The organism is Vibrio sp. Vb1166 (genome assembly GCF_033338695.1).
Taxonomy (GTDB): Bacteria; Pseudomonadota; Gammaproteobacteria; order Enterobacterales; family Vibrionaceae; genus Vibrio; species Vibrio alginolyticus.
Map to the genome: position 1 here is coordinate 24,684 of NZ_JAWOTE010000009.1, position 20,498 is coordinate 45,181.

Consider the following 20,498-nt stretch of genomic DNA (forward strand, 5'->3'; position numbering starts at 1 on the left):
TTCAGCGTTGGGTTTTGTATTTTTGGCAAACAGTATACCTATTTCAGACCGCATGATTTGCCACCTCCTAGCTTGAGCCCACTTATTGTTCAAAGAATCTACTTGTGAAACGTGAATTTTCGAGAGGATTTCGTAGGGAGCAATCCTACAAACGCGATTAACAGATATGCCATTCCATCATTAACCTTGTCGAGTGTATTGCTAAACTAGGTAGCGGTGTGTCTCCTCTCATTAAACAAATAATAGGTATATCAGTTTTAGCTTCTATGCCTTTACATCATGCACTCGGAGCGCAATTTAAAATCAAAGGGCTAACACCAATATTAGAGAAAAATCTTGAAAGTCACCTTACACCACTAACGAAACTCTCTGTTTCAAACATTACCTCAAATCGACTAACGCAGATGGTTAATAATGCGTTAAACCCTTATGGCTACTATCATTCCGAGCTCAATGTTCAGAGATCAGAGAATGATCTCATCACGCTTGAGGTTGACGCTGGGGAGGTGATGTTGGTCAAAAAATCTAATATTGCTGTGTCGGGAGAGGCCAGTAATGATCAGGATTTCATCGAACTAATTAATCAAGCTCAACTTAAACAAGGGCAGCCGTTGCTTCATTCTGAGTACGATACGCTAAAGCGAAACTTGATTTCATTGGCTCAGCAAAAAGGTTACTTGGATGGACGTTTTATCGAATCGTCTTTGGAAGTCATTCCAAGTGTGAATCAAGCCCATGTGAATCTGCATTTCTCTAGTGGTTCTCGTTACCAATTTGGAGAGCTGTCTGTCCTTACGTCGGGTATCGAAACGGCACGAATAGAAGCGATGAGAACATTTGAAAGGGGCGACGATTTTGACACTTTGAAATTGAGTCAATATCAGGCCGATCTCTCCAGTACTGATTGGTTTCGCAGTGTGATTGTGAAAGCGGATTTCGAGGAGGTATTCGATGGCTATAAGTTGCCGATAGAAGTGCTCGCAGAGCCGAATTCACGCAATATTGTGCAAGTCGGTGGAGGATATTCGACAGACTTGGGATTACGCGCTTCGCTGAACTGGACCAAGCCTTGGTATAACGCACGTGGACACAGTTTTGAGGCACAAGCGTACGCTTCCAAACCGGAACAATCGCTATTACTAGGTTATAAAATTCCCACCCAAAATGTTCTAACGGATTACTACGGGATTCAGTTTGAATCTAAGCATGTCGACTATCGAGACACATCGAGTTTTTCTAATGATTTATCGTTTGAAAAACACTGGCAGTTAGACAGTGATTGGCAAAGCACCATGCACGTTCGTTATTTGCAAGAAAGTTATCAACAAGCGTCGGAGAATAACGAATCACAGTTGTTATTACCGGGGGTGACATTTTCACTGCTTGATCGCAAGAACGATCAATTAGAAGTAAAGCACCGTCACGTTTACTCATTGGAATATTCGGATCCCAATTTTTTCTCCGATTCTCGTTTGCTGCGTATTGAGGGCAATAGTGTTCTGTCTTGGGACATTAGTGAAAAACACAAGTTTCACTTTCGTTCTAATGTTGGCATTAATGTCGCTGACACTTTGAGCGATATTCCATCATCATTACGTTTCTTTGCGGGAGGTGATGGCAATCTTCGGGGTTATGGTTATGAATCCATCTCTCCGAGAGACGAAAATGGCGATTTAACCGGTGCTCGTTACATGTTTACTGCTGGGTTGGAATATCAATATCAGGTCTACCGCCAACTGTGGCTTGGGGCATTTTATGATGTTGGTGATGCCTTCAACGATAGGGTGGATTGGAAAAGCGGTACAGGGTTGAGTTTGATATGGAATTCAAAATACGCGCCCGTCAAAGTGGACTTTGCTTATGGTTTAGATGCTCCTCAAGGAGACCAATTCCGCGTTCACTTTTCGCTAGGCACGCAGTTTTAGCGGGCATTAAAAAGGCTCTCATCCTTGCAGATAGAGAGCCTTTTTAAGCCTTGATTGTTTAGAGTTCGAACTCACCATTCAGTTTCTTGAATATCCAGTTAGGTGCCTTATGCCATCCACCATAGTTTGGATTCTTAGTATGGATCTCATTCATTGATTGCCACTGAGTTTGGCCTTGTCCATCTCGAGATACTCGCCAAAACAGTTCATCTTGTTGTCGAGTTAAGTAGTGCATGACATGTTCTGCAAAGGCTTCGCTTTGGACCAACACACCAAATTCCACATTGAGGAAATCCGATCTTGGGTCGAAGTTTGATGAGCCGATATAAGTCAGCCGATCATCGAGTATCACCGTCTTGTTGTGATAATAAGTATCCGCGTGGAAGTAATGGTCGTCATTTTTCGCTTGGTTTTTGTACTCAAGTATATAAACGCCCTTATCCAACAGGGTTTGGCGGTGCTTCTCGTAATAAGCCGGAATAAAGCCAGAATCATTAGATGCAGACGAGTTCGTCATTAACGTGATGTCCGCTTTTTGCTCCATCAAGGTATCAATAAAGGCAAATTCACCATCATTTGGTACCACGTAAGGCGTTGATATCACGGCTTTAGACTCAGTGGCTATTTGTTGCCAAACTTGGTGTTCTGCACGTTTTCTAAAGTAGGGTTTGTTGTTTTCTAACTTGTTTAATGAGTCGAAAACGGGGGTGACTTGCGCAGTGATGAAGTCGGGACTGGTCAGGTGTTTAACCTGTTTTTCAACTTCCGCCAGAATGATGCTTTTGTCTTTCTCACCTTTATTAAGCGCTTTAGTAAACGCGGAATAGTTTGGGGTAACGTTAACGATGTTTTCTATTGGGGTAACATGCTCGCTGTCCCAAAGCTGTTGGTAGTTCTGGTCGAACGCTCGAATAATGCTGCCTTTGAACAAGACGTCCATATCAAAGAAGTTGGCTTTACGGCTGTAACCAAAATAGTCGTCGCCAATGTTACGTCCACCTAGAATCATCCATTGATGGTCGACGTTGAAGTACTTCTCGTGTAGACGATTGTCCAAACGTTGTTGATGAGTAGAGAAGTTGACGGCGCGACCAATCCAACCTGACTTACGTGAATCAAACGGATTGAATAAACGGATTTGAATGTTGTCGTGAGCGCTGAGATCAGCAAGCCATTTCTCGTTAAAAACCAATAGATCATCGAGAGTGAGTCGAACTTGCACACCTCGATCTGCTGCTTGTTTGAGTTCATTGAGTAGCATCAAACCAAGTGTGTCACTCTCCCAAGAAAAGTAAGTCATATCGATGCTTTGCTGAGCATTTCTTACCAGCTCAACACGACGAGCAAAGGCTTCTGGAGCGGTAGGAATTAAGTAAACTTCGGCTTGATGCTGAGTAGTTTGCCAATTGGCTTCAAAATCCGGTTCTACTTGAGGGTAGGGCTGGGCACAACCAACCAACAGCGCGCCGAAGATAAAGAGTAGCAGAGCACGAATGGCGTTAGGAAACATGAGTAAACCTTCCTAATTATGTTCAAGGAATAAGGATGAAAAAAGCCAGCGAACTGGCTTTTAGGTATTCGGTAACGAGTTTTTAGTGACTGAAGATAACGTTACATGTGACTCAGAATCAGCCCAAGTTCCTCGAGACCATTGAGGCGACCTTGGCGCAGTTTTGGATCGATGCCTGAGTGATGAGCATTGTCCCAGTCTTGCGTGGATTGAATACCGCCATCGTTATCGATCAGCAGTACTCGATCAGTCGCGCTGTTGTATTGGAAGTCTTCAAATAAACGCTCGCTAAACCACATACGAGAGAGCTCGTTCATCATCGCTTTGTCTTTGCTACCTGGGCGAACACTTGAACCATCAAGCTTTAATGCCTTATTAAACACAAATGGTAATTCTGATGCATTACAAGCACCCACAATACAACTGATGCTTTTGAGTAAATCACCCACGTCGAGATCGCCATTTTCACCTTTTGTGTTGTAAGTCCATACGTTGAATCCAGGTTTGTAGTCAAAGTAGTAGAAGCTTGGCGTTGCTCCTGTTGCTTCTTCAGTTGAAACTTTATGACGGTTTGGACCCGTGAAGAGCAAATCATGCAACGTGGTTTTGAATTGCTGCATGTTTTTGACCGCGCCATTCAGTTCGCTTTCATCGTTAGGGAAGAAGTCAGCCAGAGCAAGTAACTCCGTGGTTGAATCGGAGTTCCCCAAACCGAAGAACAACTTAGTCATCGCCTCATAAGCGGTGCTAGGTAGCAGTTCCAATAAGTCATAAAGATCGAGTTCAATCGAAGCTGAATCGCTGAGTAATGAACGATATTCAGCGCGTATACGGTTCAAGTTCGCTTCCGATTCTAGCCATTCCACCATGTATTCGACGATTAAGGTTTCGTCACCACTTTCGATGATTTCTGGCGCTTCTTGGCTCAAAATATCAAAGATAGTTGGGATCAAAAATGTCAGGCTCGGCAGCATGCCCAGAGTATTGCTTTCTGCACTGTTTGAGCCAATTACCGTCGGTACGCTCCATTCACTCTCAATCGCTTGCTCAGTAAAGTGATAGCCCGGTACTTCTTTCACTAGAAACGCTGGTGGGCGATGCTCGATGTAAGGCGCAAATGGCATCAACGTAGCTAATGGGCTGTTGTCGCGTGTTGGACTGATAACCGGAATATTCGCGGCGGTCAGTACCCAGTTCTTAAGACGTTGAATAGGAGCAAGCATCTCGCTCTGTACCTTCATGACCTCTTCAAGTGGTAGTAACGCAAGATCTTCAACGCTTTGCTCTGGCCTTTGGCTCTTGGCTACATCGTAACTTTTATATTCAAAGCCGTAAGCGTTGCTTTGCATGATGGCACGTTGAAAGTGCTCACCTGCAATTGCAGCATCGCCTTTTGATTGCTGTAAAATTCCCACCGACATGGCACCCGCACCTTGACCCATGAGTGTCACGTTTTGCGGATTGCCGCCGAATGCCTCTATGTTTTGTTGAACCCATTCAAGCGCGTGTTTTTGATCGCCTAGACCAAAGTTACCACCTTCAGGGTTGTCCAAACCATCGATCCAAACACTGCCCAACAAGCCCAAACGATAGTTAAAAGTAACAGCAATAAACGAGTTACCATCGTCGGCACCTTGTGCAACCACCATATCACCATGAATCAGCGGTTCTGAGCCCGCGCCGTATTCAAAGTCTCCGCCGTGAATAAAGACATAAACTGGCAAATTTGCGTACGCTTCTGTCCCGGCTGGTCGCCAAATGTTTAGGTTCAAACAATTTTCTGACTGCGTTTGAGTCGTGGTTTTTAATTGCGGACACGCATCACCGAACTGAGTCGCATCAACATCGCCTTCAAGTGGGGCTACAATGCTGTGCTGAAAGCGGTCTGCTTGCGCAAATTGGATACCTTTGAACGCCTCTACCGCTGCTAGCTTTTCATCCTCGTCAAGAGGCGTGATGACAAGGGACTCTTTGGTCGCTTGAATGGTTGCATCGCCAATTTCCAAAGCGATTTGCTCTGGTGGTAAGGGTTGTAGTGGCTTCGGGCCGTTAGGAACGCTAGGTTTACCAGAGTCATCACTGCAAGCTGCTAAGGCAAGAGTGATAGTAATGGCTAAAGTTGAGCGATTGAGTAAAGTCATTGTTATGTCCAAAAAGTCATTTGGTGCGTACACCTAAAATGTTAAACGGCATCTAACAAGCGACGTCCTGACGCTTTGGCATTAATCCGTGAATGGTTGGATGGCTTGTTGTATTGATGGCTCAAATGGTAGGACATCGGCGACAGCTTCAGTAATCGCCTTTGTAGGATGCAGTCCTACCATCGTCTAGGGGCGGGCTCTTTATGAGAGCTAGAAACGGTAACCAAGATTTAAGGTTACTGACTCTCGAGTTTCCCCTTTGTTATAGAGAAAGGTCAGGTTGTAGTTTTTGCCGATTTGCTTATTGAAACCAGTCAAAAACGCCCATTGATTAAGATCTACACCAATGTCGTAATCGAATTCGATATCACCACTTTTTACATGCCCGTCCATTCGAGCGTCCAGTCCTTGATATTCTGCTCCGACAAAGAACTGCGTGCGATAATCGACAAGTTGATAACCCAACATCGGCTGTACAGTAACAATACCATCGCCCCAATCATCTAAGCCCTTTAAGCGAGTTTGCGAATAGGTACCAGTGACAGAAGCAAAGAATTCTTTATAGCCAACCGAAAGGGTTGTACCTATACCACGAAGGTCATATTCCAAATGCAGCGGCACGTCTAAGCGTCCGCGACTACAAAGTGCAGATAAACCATCGCAAAACTTATCACCTAATCCTGGCAGTTTATCGTTCAGCTTATCTTTTATGTACTGGCCACCTTCACCCGTGTAGGCAGCATCAACATTGGCATCGACATTAACTTTTCCGATGTAACCAAATACATTCCAAAATGGCAGGATGTTTACATCGCCACGAAGCGTCATGCTCTCAGCACTGACGATGCCGACACTGTCTTCTGGATCAAACAGTTCATTAAGGCCGATGCCTTCAATCGTGAAATCATTAAATGGAATATTCATATCTTGATTTCGATACGCTAGCGACACACCAAACGGCAGAGGCAAATCGATACCTCGACGACGAACCATATCACCCATTAAAGGAAAAACGCGGTCTAGCTTAACACTGGCTTCTTGCATGCGTGGATCAGAGACCTCATTCAAGCGTTTTTCGTCTAGTACTTGCACGCCAAGCTTATCTTCATAAATCGCTACCGGTTTTACGCTGCTCATCATTTCGAGGGGTTTATTTTTCTTTGAACCAACTATCTTGGTGTTTTTACTGGCAATCGCAATTTTGCCTGATGTTAACTTCTGGAAGAGGATCTCTTGATCGTAAGAATCCACTTGGTAGTTGTGATGTGTGAACGGTTTATCGTTGGTAATGACCATACGTTTCGGTTCACCATTAACCAACTCAATATCAACGCTTAAAAAGCGAAAGTAGGCGATATCTTGAGGAAGACCGTATTTTGAGTAATTAAAACTGATGATCACATTACCATTCTGATCCTCTTTGGCTCTTACTGATGACGGATCAAAACTCTCCGCGTAGTTTCGAAGGCGGTATTCTGTTCGTGTGAAAGCTTCGATCTCATCAAGTACTTTTTCATTTTCATCGAGTTGTTCAGGGTTGTACTTGATACGCAGATCAATGTTGCCTTTGTTATCGGTGTTCTTAACCAAGTAGACGGACGAATCGCGAACGCTATCACCGATTCTAACACTTCGGTGGGCATGCTCGACCAAATGCTCGCCTTGAACTAGAGAGCTGATGGCCAGTTTTGGTAAATCATGACTGATACCGTATTTGTCGAACAGTGCTCGGCCTTGCTCGATTACTTCGTTGTAGGTCGTCGTCTCTTCAGCGGCGAAGCCAAAAGTGGGGGTAGTAAGCATTAGTGCGCTCGCGAGCACAGTAAGAGAAGACGTCTTGCCGGCGCGTAATTCAAAAAAACTCATGACAGTTTCCACTCTGAATAGTCTCAAACCTTCGAGACTCAGACAGTTAATGTGTCACTGAACTTCTTGTTCAGTTAGATAGATATGTTTGCTGTGATTGATGTTGTGAATGCATGGTTTTCGATTGCATTTCGTGAATCAATGAGAGGATTTTATGAGGTGAAGAGAGATTCCGTTAATCGCTTTTGATGGATACTATCCTCGCTTTATGGGTTACGAAGAAATAATGGCTAGCTCACAAACAAACAGCCCCGCATAGCAGAAGCAATGCAGGGCTTTAGTTTCAAGTACGGAGGTGACGCTTAGGCCGTGACGCGAACACGAAACAGATCAGTAAACAACTTGGCAATCATCAAAATGATCATAATGTTTGCCAGCATCAGCAAGGGCGTTTCAATTCGATATGCTGGGGTTAAATTGAGCGCTCCTGATGTCAAGACAACCAATAAGTTAATACCTAGAATTCTGTGTACCATCAGCTTTGGTGTGGAAAATACCTTCCAAATTACGATGATGTTGATGAAGTAGAATAGCCCAAGCTGCCAAAGCTCGGTCATCATTGGCATTAGGAAAATGTATTGCAATAGAATCACCGTGCCAGTGCCTATCACACCAAAAAATGCATCTTTAATAATGCTTGGTGGCATAGTAGGAACGATTGAAGAGAACACGCCAGCTAGCATCGGAAAAATGAAACCTCCGGGTACGGGCAGATAAATCCAGATCAACAAAGAAGTGACGAACATGGATACACCTTGCAATACCTTTCTGCCGTCTTCATTCAAATGCTGGATAAACGTTCGATGCTCGTGATGCCAAACTGTGTTTTTCTCTCTTTGCATGACACAAGCAACGTGACCGATGAGAGACGTACTTGGATTTTTAATATCAAAGCTTTGAAGTTGCTGCGTTAGCGTTGGCCAATCGATCTCACGACTTTGCGATTTATCTGCTTGTTCTAGCAATCGGTCTTGGATTTGTGCCATCTCATTTAAACGCGCACGCCATAGCTGACGATGTTCTTTCAAGTGGTAGCTGCCAGTAAGTGGTAAGCCGACCAGTTGGAATAACTTTTCTATGTTGGCGCTGTTGGTCTCAAGAGCTTCAATATCTATATCATTGGGCGATTTCATAGCGTTAAGCATCGCCTCTCTGCTGGTCTCAAAACGTTGAATGAAGTTTTGTTCTGTACTGACTGGCCAGACTAATCGGTACACAACAGAAAACGTGATCACACCAAGAATCGTCTCTTGCATGCGAAGAACAGCGAAGTGGAACGTTGCTTGACTATCAAATCCTCCCATACATGCGATGATGGAGCACACAGCAAAACCGATAGAGAACACATAACCATACTTTTCGTCGCTCGACATAAAAATGCACGCACCTAAAAACAAGGTGAAGAAGGTGAGAAACAAAAAGCGATCTTGAGAAAACGTCGTGATGAGGAAAAAGGCATAACCGATGCCAAGGAGGGTTCCTAATAAGCGATTATGACCTTTGTTTATTGAGTGAGCGAAGCTTTCATTTAATGCCATTACCGCGACTGCGATCGCTGCCCAATACGGTTTCTCCCATTGAAACCATAAGGCAAGGCAGATCGCGATAACGATAGACAGCGCAGCTTTGATTGCTTCTTTGGTTGAGGCATTAAACATACATTCCACCGCATTATTGTTTGATGATTTTGATAGAGGCCGTCATACCAACACGTAGTTGAAAATCTTTCGGTAAGTGATCTAATTTCACTTTAATTGGAATGCGTTGAGCTAAGCGTATCCACTGAAAGTTAGGGTTCACATTGGGCAAAAGATCGTTACCAGTACTACCATCTTGCTTCGCAATGCCGTAGCCAATGCTTTTGATTTTTCCTTCCAGCACAGCTTCATTGTGCATCATTAAGGTCACGTAGGCTTTATCTTGTGGATCAACGCCAACTAAATCCGTTTCTTTGAAATATCCTTCGATCCAAAAGCTGTCTTCATCAATCAAAGCCACGACTGGGGAGTTAGCGACGACTTGAGAGCCGACACGTAAGTTCAAATTAGTGATATAACCATTCGTTGGCGCATAAACTTTTGTGTAATCAAGGTTTAGCTTGGCTTCTTCAACATTGGCTTTCGCGAGTTCTACGTTGGCAACGGCTGTCTCCACCGCATTGTCTAGGTTGTTCAATGTCAGTACAGGTACAGCGCCAGGTGTGCGCTTTTCTAACTTAAGTGCGCGCTGCTCTTCATTTTTGGCCTTTGCTAGTAATGCAATGGCTTGCTTTTGAGCTGCTAGCGCTTTGTGGTACGCCGCTTTATAGATGCTTGGGTCAATCTCAAACAGCAAATCGCCTTGTTTCACTTGCGAATTGTCTTCAACGTAGACTTGGATGATTTGTCCTGTTACGCGGGGGGTTATAGAAACGATGTGCGCGCTAACTTGGCCATCTCTAGTCCAAGGGTTGTCAGAGTATGATTGGTAGTAGCTGAAAATCACGGTGCCAGCGGAACACAGTAATAGCAGTGTGATGAGATAACGTTTTATCACGGAATTTGCCTCAAAATATCGTAATGAATCGACCAATAACGCCAGTAAAAATCACAATTAGGCTTAGCTCTGCGAGTGCGGGAAATGCAACGTATTTGTGGAGTCCCAGTTTTGTAGCAACGGTTCCGACCAAAATGGTGAGCATGTAAGCCAATGCAATAACCAGCAACAAGGGAGGGAAGTAAACTTCGCCCCACACAAGTTCATGTGGCATTGAGTTCATGGTGTTTTTCTCTATTAACTTGATGAATGTAAAGATAAGGCAAGTGGTGGCATCAGTGATAATCGCTTTTGTAGGATCTAATCCATCAAGAGAAAGGTGTCATGCGCTATATAGAGGGAATAGCGCAGAAAAGTAGCTTTTTGGACAGTGAAAATAAAAATAAATTTATTTTTCAATTTATTTTATGTTCATTTCAGACCACTAAGTTGTTAAATTTTCGACAATTATTGTTCAATGGTTGCTTTTTAATATGCGAAGTGATGGTTTCGTCCTTCAAATGGGATTACGAGTTGTGAGGTTTTGTTTCTAATATTCGCTTCGAAGCAAACGAGATGCTTTTTAAATTAAATAATCCAACAAATATGAATGACAGATTATTCGTTAGATTATTTGAGTTCTATATTTATTAGTAAGAGTAAAATTGTCATGGAAATTATTTCTAACCTTTTTGACATGGCACCATTTGTTGCTCTCTTTATTACGCTCTCTCTCGGTTATATGGTTGGTAAAATTACCATTGGTCGATTTGTTCTTGGCGGTGTTGCCGGAACATTATTAATGGGTGTAATTATTGGGCAATTTGGTGTTCATATTGATCCCGGCGTAAAAAGCATTTTCTTTGCGCTCTTTATTTACGCTGTAGGGTATCAAGGTGGTGCGCAGTTCTTCAAAGCACTGAACTTTAGAACCATCAACATTCTACTTTCTGCCGTGGTTATGACGGTTTCTGGCCTGCTTTGTGTACTAGCAGCAGCTTGGATGTTTGATCTAGACAGAGGTACGGCAGCTGGTCTTGCAGCTGGTGGTTTGACTCAATCGGCAATCATCGGTACAGCGGGTGATGCGATCGCACGTCTTGGTGGTGTGACAGAAGAAACGAAGCACCTAATGCAGACCAACGTCGCAGTAGGCTACGCAGTTACGTACATCTTTGGTTCGCTTGGTCCAATTCTGATGGTGACATGGGTATTCCCAACACTGATGAAGTGGGATATCCGAGCAGAAGCGATTGCTCTAGAAGAGAAAAACTCAAATGGTAAGCGTGATTTAGCGCCGGGTGAGTTCAACGCTGTCACAGCGCTGGTTACACGAGCATTTAAAGTGAGCAAAGATGGTGGGCTAGCAGGCAAAACCTTAGCCCAGTTAAACCAACACGCTCTGGCTGCTTGTATTGAATTGATTCAACGCGATGGCAAAGTGCTAGACGTGGACAAATTCACAGCACTGAAAGAAGGGGATGTCATTGTTGTAACAGGTCGCCGTAATGCAGTACATCAGCTGCAAGATGGTTTGGCTGACAACGAGATTGCACTTCCAGAAGGCTATGAAGTTATTGAAGAAAACCGTCAACTGATCGCAGACAACCGCAAACTGATTGGTAAGTCGCTGCAAGAGATTAAAGAGGCTTCGAACCAAGGCTCTATGCGCGGTATTTATGTGACAGACTATATTCGTGAAGGCAACTCAATTGAAATGACGCCGGATCTTGTGGTGAAGAAAAACGACGTCATCCAGCTTACTGGTACCGCAAAAGACATCAATCGCGTTGAGAAAAACATTGGTCAGCGAATGGGCTCAGCAAACGTGACTGACTTAGTCGTGCTTGGTATGGGCATGGTGGTTGGCCTATTAATTGGTCTAATCAGTTTTAAGATTGCTGGTATTCCCGTCACTATCGGTTCTGGTGCAGGTTGTTTGATCTCAGGTTTGATTGTCGGTTGGTTGCGTAGCCGCAATCCGCATGTTGCTCAGTTTCCTGTGGGTGCCGCGAACTTTATTCGAGATTTCGGTTTGGCAGCATTTGTAGGCATTGTTGGCCTTGAGGCTGGTCCTCAAGCGGTCGACACCATCAAAGAACACGGTATGTCTCTGTTGTTCCTTGGCATGGGTGTAACGATTATCCCTCAGATTATTTCGTTCTTCTTCTCATATTTTGTATTGAAGATTAAGAATCCAGTTGAAGCACTTGGCTGTGTTACAGGTGGACGAAGTGCAAACCCAGCATTCGCGGCTTTAATGGAAAAAACAGGTAATGCAACACCAGTATTCTCATTCACCGTGACTTATGCAGTCGCGAATGTACTGCTTACCCTATGGGGGCCAATTATTGTCGGAATAATTACTTTAAACGCAGGCATGTAATTTAAATAAATTCGAACATTCTTATCGCCTAATTAAATAGGCGGTAGGGAAAGTATTATCCAAATTTCACTAAATAATAAATTCAGGCAAATATTATGACTACGCAAAACACAACAATTGATTTTTCAAAATTTGCAGATTTAAGCCCATTTGAATTAAAAGATAAACTTATTGAAGTGGCACAAACTGTTCCTGACCGCGCTTTATTAGATGCAGGTCGTGGTAATCCTAATTTTCTTGCGACACTACCGCGTAAAGCGTTCATTCGTTTGGGTGAGTTCGCAATATTGGAAGCCGAGCGCACTTATTCATACCTAGATGGTGGTTTCGGTGGCATTCCAGATGGTGTGGGCATTGTTGAACGCTTTGACACGTTTGCAAGCGACAATAAGAAAGACCAAGGTGTGCAGTTCTTAGAAAAGTCGCTGAGCTACGCAAAAGACCGTTTGGGTCTAGAGAAGCAAGCTTTCTTGAATGAACTGGTTAACGCATACCTTGCATGTAACTACCCAGTGCCACCACGTATGTTGACGAACATCGAAACCGTTGTGAAGCAGTACATTGCAGAAGAGATGTACGGCCCGATGCCAATGACAACAGACTTCGATCTGTTTGCAACGGAAGGCGGCACAGCGTCTATGACGTACACGTTCCAAACTATGTTCAACAACGGTCTGTTGAAGAAAGGTGACAAGGTCGCGCTAATCACTCCAATCTTTACGCCGTACCTAGAAATTCCAGAACTGAGTGAATACGAACTGGAAATCGTTGAACTACGTTTGGATGAGACAACATGGCAGCTGCCGATGTCTGAAATCGAAAAGCTTGCAGATACAGACATCAAACTGCTTTGTGTTGTGAACCCAGCAAACCCAGCGTCTGTGAAGTTCTCGGATGAAACTCTGGATAACCTATCGAACTTCGTGAACAACGAACGTAGCGACCTGTTCATTGTGACTGACGATGTATACGGCACATTTGCGGATGACTTTGTCTCACTGTTTGCGAAACTGCCATACAACACGCTTTGTGTTTACTCGTTCTCGAAGTACTTCGGTGCAACAGGCTGGCGTTTAGGCTCGATTGCGATTCAACACAACAACGTGTTTGACGATGCAATGCGCAGCCTTCCTGAAGCGCGTCAACTTGAGTTGGACGATCGTTACAAAACACTGACTCCGGAACCTCGTGAGATTAAGTTTATTGACCGTATCGTAGCAGACAGCCGCAGCGTAGCGCTTAACCACACAGCAGGTTTGTCTCTTCCTCAACAAGTTCAAATGGCGCTGTTCTCTTTGAACTGCTTGATGGACTCGGAACAAAACTACAAAGAAGCATGTAAACGCATCATCCGCGAGCGTTACAAAACTCTGTACAAAAACATGGGTGTAGAAATTGAAGAAAACAAAGATCGTGTGGACTACTACACACTGCTTGAGCTCGACACTCTGGGCGGCAAATTGTACGGACCAGCATTCGTTGAATGGTTCAAAGCGAGCGAGAAGGGCAAAGACTTCCTGTTCCGCCTTGCACATGAAACCGCCGTTATCCTACTTCCAGGCCAAGGCTTCGATGTAGTGCATGCATCAGTTCGAGTTTCGCTAGCAAACCTTACTCACCACGAATACGAGCTTATCGGTCGTGCAACACGCAAAGTGTTGGATGAGTACTTTGCTGAATTCAAAGGCTAATGAATCCAGCCTGATTAAGAATAAGCCTCGGCGTTGTCGAGGCTATTCCGACCAAATAAGCACAGTGCGCGGCATTGTGTTTATTTAGTCGCCAAGCTAACAAACTTCTCAATTAAGAGTGACTTATGAAAAGCATTATTTCTATTCAATCTCATGTGGTTTATGGCCACGCAGGAAACAGTTCTGCCGTCTTCCCGATGCAGAGAATGGGCCTCGAAGTCTGGCCAATTCACACGGTTCAGTTTTCAAATCACACTCAGTACCAGCAAGGTTGGACTGGACAGAAGTTTGGGGCAGATGAAATTCATTCTCTAATGAGAGGCTTAGATAACATTGAGAAGTTAGGCGAATGTGGCGCGATACTGTCCGGTTATCAAGGAAGCACAGAGCAATGTCGAGCGGTGGCCGAAGCGGTAAGTTTAGTCAAATCGCGTAACCATAGTGCACTTTATGTGTGTGACCCAGTTATGGGTGATCCAGACAAAGGTTGCATTGTGGCAGACGGTGTCAAAGAAGCGATAAGCCATAGCTTGTTGCCAATCGCTGATGTGATTGTTCCTAACCAGTTTGAACTGAGCGAGTTAACAGGTGTGAAAATTAACTCTCTTTATGATGCGGTCACTGCATGTAAAAAAACCCTAGAGCTGGGACCGAAAATGGTATTGGTGAAACGCCTGCATGCACTAACAGATGACGCCTTCAGTATGATCTTAGCGACACCGAAAGCGTGTTATTTAGCTCAGCGTCCAAGTATTGATTTTGACCAGCAACCCGTCGGTGTCGGTGATTTGATTTCTGCGATTTTTACTTCTTGTTTGGTGAAGAAGATGTCTCCTGTCGCAGCCTTTCGTCATACACATAACGCCGTTTACGGTGTATTGGAGATCACCAAAGGCTATGGCACATGGGAGCTACAGACGATCAATGCCCAATACGAATTTGTCGAACCGACGCATGAGTTCAACGTCGTGAAAATTGCTTAGCGCAGTACCTAATTAACGGAGAAGCGTAAAGTTAGCATATAGAAACTTGGCATAATTGCTTTGATGGATAGCATCCTACAATCGCGATTATGGGGTTTAACCGTGCCTAGCTATAGTAACTCCACACAACGAAACGGACTTCATTTTGACCCAATTAACTTCAAACTGAGTCTCTGGTCATACGCCAGAGAACATTAAATGAGACTGATTATGAATCGTTTAATTTCCTCTGGTGTGACGGTTGCACTTTCGCTGCTGATAGTAGCTTGTAGTTCACCCCATACGCTGGATGTTCGTGTTTCTCAAAGCAACTATAAAGATGTCGAGATCGCGAGTTCGACACCAAATGAGCCACTTCGAATGTGGGCCAATGAAGCGCCGGATTTTCTCTACTCAGCGCACAATCAAACCACACCGATCAAAGTAGAGGGTGAACAGCTCAATATTTTGGCCTTATCGGGTGGTGGCGTAAACGGCGCATACGGGGCCGGCGTTTTGATGGGGCTACAGGAAAAGGGGGAGCTAAAAGATTATGCCATCATTACTGGAGTCAGTGCTGGTGCCCTAATCGCTCCTTTTGTTTTCATTGGCGGTGATGCGATGCCAAAGATGAAAGAAGTCATGCTCAACATCAATGATAAGAATATTTTGGGTAAGAAGAACTTCTTAAATACCCTGTTTAAGGACGCGTTTACCGATGGTGAGAACCTCTATGATTTCATCGCAGACGCTTACCCTGAGCCCATGATCGAGGCGATGGCGCAGCAACACCGCAATGGTAAACGCCTCTTTATTGGCAGTACCCATTTTGATTCAGGCGAACTGGTGATTTGGAATATTGGTGCGATTGCGAACAGTGATTTAGCGGACAAATCTGAACTGATTTACAAGGTGCTTGCTGCGAGCGCATCGATCCCTGGTGTTTTCCCTCCACAATTTATCGATGTTGAACATGATGGAGAAACTCTTGAGGAGTTACACGTAGATGGTGGTCTCGCAGCGCAGGTGTTCTTTAATCCGTCTAACTTCAACTATCAACAAATCTCAGATGCTTTGGGGTTAGAAAAAGCGCCTCAGTTGGATGTGATTCGCAATGGTGCGTTAAAAGCGCCGTATCGTCCACTAAAAGACAAAGGTTTGGACTTGGTATCGAAAAGTGTCTCAAGCCTTACGCTAGCGCAAACTCGTGGTGATCTCTATCGAATGAAATACATCAGTGAAATCAACGATATCGAGATGCAGTTTACCTACATTGATCAAGATTTCAGATACGCCAAAGTAACGAAAGATATGTTCGATCACCGCTACTTGCTGACGATTTACGAATATGGATTCAAAAAAGCCACCCAAGGGCAACTTTGGGTAACTGAACTCCCTTAATACAGGAAAACGATACAATGAAAAAAGCCGTTCTTACACTCATGATGCTTACCGCTTCCGCGACTGCATTCGCCCAAAGTGGAGCCCATCTTGACCAGCAAAAAGTGGATAGTGATATGCAGCAACTGTCTGCAATCAAAGAAGAAGGTGCAGCCTTTATTATGATTGACGAGAACTCGAGTTACGTGGCGGTCGAGTTCGTGGGAAAGTGGGAAGAGATCAACAACTATGTGTCACACAAAGAAGCGAAACAACGTAAATTGGAAAAAGTGAACAAGCAGTTCGTGTACTCTCAGGTCGGTGAAACGTTGGAGTCACTTGAGCAAAAAGTCGTTGACCACATTTACGCTGATCAACCTAAATATTTCAGTGTCGATGTCTACCGTGATTACCATGGTGACTCAGGAGAATTCAACTATTTAGCTCGTGTCGTTGAGTACAACTAAGTTAGAGAAAACCTACTGAAGCTAGTAGGTTTTTTTGTGTCGTCGAGAAGGAATTCAAACGCAGATTGTTTCCGTTACCAAGTAGCAATTCTACGATCTTGTGGTAATTTAATTAGATAACTCTAAAAAGTAAGCACAACCTATGAATTTTAGTTTTGAACAACTTCTCGCGTTCGTAACCGTTTATGAACAGCTTTCGTTTAGTAAGGCGGCGGTCAAACTCAATAAGCACCGAACCACAATAGGGCAGGTGATTACCAATCTTGAAGACCAACTGGCGGTCAACCTGTTTGAGCGAGTGGGGCGCTCGGTAGAACCGACAGAAGATGGTCATCTTCTTTACCACTATGCTAAGCAAACCATCGAACAAGCACGTACTTTCGATAAAGTCGCATTAAGTCTAGCTTACGGTGGGTTAGAGAATGTTAGTATCGCCTATTCAAGCGCTATACCACACCGTTTTCTTGTATTGCTTCGTATTCAATTAGCAGCAGATTTTCCGATGATGCGAGTTAACTTTCTTGTTCGTAATCGCAACGAAATTAAAGAGGGTTTACAGAATGGTGATTATCAATTCGGTATTGTCAATGTGCATGATAGTCGAGCAATACATAGTCTGGATGCGACGTTTTTAGGTCATTTTGAATTTGTTCCTTTCGTCCAGAAAGGTGGTGAACTCGCTTCTATGGCACCAGATCGAGTATTGACAGCCTTGAGGAATAGTAAACAATTTGTACTGCGGTCTCTTATTGAAGAGGGAATGGGCGAAAAAGTCATCGTAAGTTCGAACCATGAAGAGGTCGACCAATTGGCCCTTGTAGTGAAAATGGTTGAAGCAGGTTTAGGATGGGCGATTCTCCCCAGAACGTTTGCCCATTCGGAGTTTTCTAATAATCATATAGAGCCAGTGGAAGCTTCTGAATTATTGGAAGGTTTTAAGTTTGGTTTTGGCCTATGGTGCCAACCCTCTAAGCAAGTCGGTGATGTAAAAAATTCAATCATGAAGGTCGTTACAGAATACCGAGAGAAAATAATCCGTGATATGACTTAGCGGCGACATGTATCCTGCTCATCCCTATCAACAACAAGACTCAATGTGAGTCTTGTTTTTTTGTGTCTGAAAAACGTTATCTTTCTAGCGAAGACTAATGTCTATTGGAAGGATATGACCCTCTATATGAGAGTATGGAATCCATACTTTTTGGCTTAATCTAATCTCGCTCAATGGGTAAGCCCAGAGCAAAAAGTGTTTTTACCATATGTCCGCTGCAAGGACGCAGATTTTCAGCCGGGTTTAGTTACCCGGCTTTTTTTATAGTAATAGAAAATGTCAGCTGTCACCCCAAGCTCTCTGTTACAACTGGCTTGTTACTTCGCTTAGCAATCCAGTACGCAACGCTACCCCAAAGCACAGTGAGTGCCCAAAGTGCCGTCCAATGTAGAGCGACTTGTTGCCAGGTTGCCCCCATTTGGTTTAGCGCTAAGAAAGCTTTTATCGCCCAAGTGCTTGGGCTTAAATCAGCAATCCATAGTAAGGGAGTAGGTATGGCTTCAATCGGCCAAATAAAACCAGCCAAGAAAATGAGCGGCATAGAGCTCACTAAGACGACTAAGGTGACAAGTTCACGCCGAGGTAATAAGTAACCTAGCCAGAAGCCTAGTCCGCAACAACCTAAAAAGAACGGGAACAACATAGCCAGCAATTCGCCCGCATTGGCGATATGGTTTACGTTTAAGCGTTCGAAGCTAAAACCAAAATAATAGGCGCCGAGTAAATAATAAATTGCCACAAATACTAACGTTCTCGCAAGCAGCAGCGATCCCGTTGATACTTGTGACCAATAGCCACGACCATGACGCTGTGTTCCCGTTTGCAATCCAACCGCCATGATCAACGTTTGTTGTAAAATCAGAACAAATACTGCCGGCACTACGTATTCGATGTAACCCATGGTTGGGTTGAACGTCGGTTTCATATTAAGCTTAATAGCAGAGTAATTATGGCTAGCCATACTCATGGGCACACCATCTATCATCATTTTACTGACTTTCACTTGGGCCCCTAATGTGCCTCCCGCTTGGGCCAATCCTTCTACCACGGTTCCGTACACGAGAAAATACGAGGCGTCCGCAGCGTAGGCCAGAGTCGGGCTTTTACCTAGCATTAGGTCTTTGTAAAAGTGTTCTGGTATGACTAAAAAACCGGTGATCTCTCGTTGTAAAAATGCTTGCTTTGCATCGGCAATCGTATGAAGTCGAGTGACTACGTTGACTTGTGGGGTGGCATCAACCATACGTTCCAGCTTTAAACTCGTCTGACTACCATCTAGATTAACAATCGCGATTGTTTGTTCACGAGGCGTTTGTTGTGCATAAGGCAAAGGGTATAAAAACGAGTAAAATACGACACCACCAAACACGGTCAACGTAACGACTGGATTGGTTAGAACGGCCTTAAGTTCCGCTTTAATCAGTTGCCACAATGTCATACCGCCTCCTTCGCTTGGCGTGTTGATGAAGCTGTTCGATGTTTACCCATCAAGGCTGCGGTAATGAGCAGAGGCATAACGTAACCAATCATAGGCCATAGCGAGCTTAAAGATTGCGCGGCCGATGCTCCATAGCTTGCTTGACTCACTTGTACTTCAATGTAATGGGTAATCGGCAATAATGAACGCCATGCATAAGCGAGCGTGTTCATGTCAGAAACTGGGAATGTAATTCCCATGAACGCGAAGCTTGGAGCCGTAAATGCGCCAGCAAAACTCATCGCACGTGCAGGATCCATCGACAAGAAGAAGAACAACGCTCCCATAATGATACAGGCGATAACCGTCGCCAATTGTGCTAATAGCATAACCACAAAACTGCCTTCCATTGGCCAATCAAGCACGGAATAAAACCAGTACAAGAACAACGCACCTTGCGCCATAAAGACCGGAATGTACCGACTTAATAAGGTAGTGAGCCTGGCGTATGGCTTTTCGCCCAAAAATGCAAAGCCATTCTTTCCACCATAAATGCGAAAGTGCGCGGCAAGAATCAAAATAGTGCTTACTACAATACATATTTGCCAAATGGCTGGCACGATAGCCGTTACCAAAAATTGTGCGTAGTTATTGTTACGGTTAAATAATGCGGTTATTTGTGTTGACACGGGTACAGCCTGTCCAGCCGCTGCTAACGTTGTGGTGTTACCCTTAGCCAAGTTGCCCATTACTTCAACCTGAGCGTCGAAATAGCCTTGTGCTTGCGCAACAGCAGAGTTGATCAGTTTCGCTACCAAAATGTACTGACTGTTGTAAAAGACAGAAAGTTGAGGTTGGCGGTGCTGGAGAATGTCTTGGTCGAACTTAGATGGGATGACCGCGTAAGCGTAGATATCGCCTTCAATCATCGCATTTTTTGCTTCGCTTGCACTGGTGTAGTGATAGTTAACAGCCAGACTCGACGACGCATCCAAAGATTGAATGAGCTTTCGAGAAAGTTGGGAATGTTGTAGATCAACCACACCGATTGGCAGATCCCGGGCAATGCCCGCAGAGAACACTCCCCAAATCATCATCGCGAGCAAAATCGGTATCCAAGTAAGGCACGAAAGCAACCACTTGTCTCGTCGTAAGATATGCCGCTGTGAAATCTTAATCGTCATAGCA

At 44.2% G+C, this 20,498-nt stretch carries 15 protein-coding genes; 7 read left to right on the forward strand and 8 right to left on the reverse strand.

Annotation, left to right across the window (positions count from 1 at the left end):
- Positions 1-266 precede the first annotated feature (266 nt).
- Positions 267-1,925, forward strand: a complete 1,659-nt coding sequence (locus tag R7E51_RS11300; RefSeq protein ID WP_242014592.1) for an autotransporter assembly complex protein TamA — start codon at positions 267-269, stop codon at positions 1,923-1,925.
- A gap of 58 nt (positions 1,926-1,983) precedes the next feature.
- Here the strand turns inward: R7E51_RS11300 and R7E51_RS11305 are convergent, their stop codons facing one another.
- The 6 genes from R7E51_RS11305 to R7E51_RS11330 form a co-directional block, all read right to left on the reverse strand.
- The gene (locus tag R7E51_RS11305; RefSeq protein WP_206958202.1) at positions 1,984-3,435 is read right to left on the reverse strand and encodes a phospholipase D family protein; all 1,452 of its coding nucleotides are present in this window, start codon (positions 3,433-3,435) and stop codon (positions 1,984-1,986) included.
- A 101-nt stretch (positions 3,436-3,536) separates the two neighbouring features.
- Positions 3,537-5,576, reverse strand: a complete 2,040-nt coding sequence (locus tag R7E51_RS11310) for a carboxylesterase family protein (protein ID WP_206958204.1) — start codon at positions 5,574-5,576, stop codon at positions 3,537-3,539.
- Between the two features lie 210 nt (positions 5,577-5,786).
- Positions 5,787-7,442 carry a hypothetical protein gene (locus tag R7E51_RS11315; RefSeq protein ID WP_158173941.1) on the reverse strand — a complete coding sequence of 552 codons (1,656 nt, stop codon included), beginning with the start codon at positions 7,440-7,442 and terminating at the stop codon, positions 5,787-5,789.
- A gap of 302 nt (positions 7,443-7,744) precedes the next feature.
- The gene (locus tag R7E51_RS11320) at positions 7,745-9,100 is read right to left on the reverse strand and encodes an FUSC family protein (protein ID WP_206958206.1); all 1,356 of its coding nucleotides are present in this window, start codon (positions 9,098-9,100) and stop codon (positions 7,745-7,747) included.
- A 13-nt stretch (positions 9,101-9,113) separates the two neighbouring features.
- Positions 9,114-9,977 (reverse strand): HlyD family secretion protein, encoded by an 864-nt coding sequence (locus tag R7E51_RS11325; RefSeq protein WP_005377105.1) that lies wholly within the window; start codon positions 9,975-9,977, stop codon positions 9,114-9,116.
- Positions 9,978-9,987: 10 nt separating this feature from the next.
- Positions 9,988-10,200 carry a DUF1656 domain-containing protein gene (locus R7E51_RS11330; protein ID WP_005377106.1) on the reverse strand — a complete coding sequence of 71 codons (213 nt, stop codon included), beginning with the start codon at positions 10,198-10,200 and terminating at the stop codon, positions 9,988-9,990.
- 426 nt (positions 10,201-10,626) lie between these two features.
- Here R7E51_RS11330 and aspT point away from each other — a divergent pair, with 426 nt between their 5' ends.
- The 6 genes from aspT (at position 10,627) to R7E51_RS11360 (ending at position 17,893) form a co-directional block, all read left to right on the forward strand.
- Positions 10,627-12,342, forward strand: coding sequence for an aspartate-alanine antiporter (aspT, locus tag R7E51_RS11335; protein ID WP_158173939.1), 1,716 nt, complete (start codon positions 10,627-10,629; stop codon positions 12,340-12,342).
- 95 nt (positions 12,343-12,437) lie between these two features.
- Positions 12,438-14,033 (forward strand): bifunctional aspartate transaminase/aspartate 4-decarboxylase, encoded by a 1,596-nt coding sequence (locus R7E51_RS11340; protein WP_104975372.1) that lies wholly within the window; start codon positions 12,438-12,440, stop codon positions 14,031-14,033.
- A gap of 125 nt (positions 14,034-14,158) precedes the next feature.
- Positions 14,159-15,016: a pyridoxal kinase PdxY gene (pdxY, locus tag R7E51_RS11345; protein WP_206958208.1), complete on the forward strand. Its 858-nt coding sequence runs from the start codon at positions 14,159-14,161 to the stop codon at positions 15,014-15,016.
- A gap of 210 nt (positions 15,017-15,226) precedes the next feature.
- Positions 15,227-16,396 (forward strand): patatin-like phospholipase family protein, encoded by a 1,170-nt coding sequence (locus R7E51_RS11350; RefSeq protein WP_017634571.1) that lies wholly within the window; start codon positions 15,227-15,229, stop codon positions 16,394-16,396.
- A 17-nt stretch (positions 16,397-16,413) separates the two neighbouring features.
- Positions 16,414-16,842: a hypothetical protein gene (locus R7E51_RS11355; RefSeq protein ID WP_047102715.1), complete on the forward strand. Its 429-nt coding sequence runs from the start codon at positions 16,414-16,416 to the stop codon at positions 16,840-16,842.
- 142 nt (positions 16,843-16,984) lie between these two features.
- Complete coding sequence (locus R7E51_RS11360; RefSeq protein WP_017634569.1) at positions 16,985-17,893, forward strand: LysR family transcriptional regulator; 909 nt, start codon at positions 16,985-16,987, stop codon at positions 17,891-17,893.
- Positions 17,894-18,179: 286 nt separating this feature from the next.
- Here R7E51_RS11360 and R7E51_RS11365 read toward each other — a convergent pair whose 3' ends face one another.
- Both R7E51_RS11365 and R7E51_RS11370 read right to left on the reverse strand, forming a co-directional pair.
- A complete protein-coding gene (locus tag R7E51_RS11365; RefSeq protein ID WP_158173937.1) occupies positions 18,180-19,331 on the reverse strand; it encodes an ABC transporter permease in 1,152 nt (383 codons plus the stop codon).
- Positions 19,328-20,494: an ABC transporter permease gene (locus R7E51_RS11370; protein WP_017821358.1), complete on the reverse strand. Its 1,167-nt coding sequence runs from the start codon at positions 20,492-20,494 to the stop codon at positions 19,328-19,330. Before R7E51_RS11370 ends, R7E51_RS11365 begins: the two co-directional genes overlap by 4 nt.
- Between the last annotated feature and the right edge of the window lie 4 nt (positions 20,495-20,498).

What these genes read in the sequence shown, in the direction of transcription:
- R7E51_RS11365 (WP_158173937.1), bottom strand. Translation starts at nt 19,331, where the DNA reads ATGACATTGTGGCAACTGATTAAAGCGGAACTTAAGGCCGTTCTAACC.
- R7E51_RS11310 (WP_206958204.1), bottom strand. Translation starts at nt 5,576, where the DNA reads ATGACTTTACTCAATCGCTCAACTTTAGCCATTACTATCACTCTTGCC.
- R7E51_RS11320 (WP_206958206.1), bottom strand. Translation starts at nt 9,100, where the DNA reads ATGTTTAATGCCTCAACCAAAGAAGCAATCAAAGCTGCGCTGTCTATC.
- R7E51_RS11350 (WP_017634571.1), top strand. Translation starts at nt 15,227, where the DNA reads ATGAATCGTTTAATTTCCTCTGGTGTGACGGTTGCACTTTCGCTGCTG.
- aspT (WP_158173939.1), top strand. Translation starts at nt 10,627, where the DNA reads ATGGAAATTATTTCTAACCTTTTTGACATGGCACCATTTGTTGCTCTC.
- R7E51_RS11300 (WP_242014592.1), top strand. Translation starts at nt 267, where the DNA reads ATGCCTTTACATCATGCACTCGGAGCGCAATTTAAAATCAAAGGGCTA.
- pdxY (WP_206958208.1), top strand. Translation starts at nt 14,159, where the DNA reads ATGAAAAGCATTATTTCTATTCAATCTCATGTGGTTTATGGCCACGCA.
- R7E51_RS11360 (WP_017634569.1), top strand. Translation starts at nt 16,985, where the DNA reads ATGAATTTTAGTTTTGAACAACTTCTCGCGTTCGTAACCGTTTATGAA.
- R7E51_RS11340 (WP_104975372.1), top strand. Translation starts at nt 12,438, where the DNA reads ATGACTACGCAAAACACAACAATTGATTTTTCAAAATTTGCAGATTTA.
- R7E51_RS11305 (WP_206958202.1), bottom strand. Translation starts at nt 3,435, where the DNA reads ATGTTTCCTAACGCCATTCGTGCTCTGCTACTCTTTATCTTCGGCGCG.
- R7E51_RS11330 (WP_005377106.1), bottom strand. Translation starts at nt 10,200, where the DNA reads ATGAACTCAATGCCACATGAACTTGTGTGGGGCGAAGTTTACTTCCCT.
- R7E51_RS11355 (WP_047102715.1), top strand. Translation starts at nt 16,414, where the DNA reads ATGAAAAAAGCCGTTCTTACACTCATGATGCTTACCGCTTCCGCGACT.
- R7E51_RS11315 (WP_158173941.1), bottom strand. Translation starts at nt 7,442, where the DNA reads ATGAGTTTTTTTGAATTACGCGCCGGCAAGACGTCTTCTCTTACTGTG.
- R7E51_RS11370 (WP_017821358.1), bottom strand. Translation starts at nt 20,494, where the DNA reads ATGACGATTAAGATTTCACAGCGGCATATCTTACGACGAGACAAGTGG.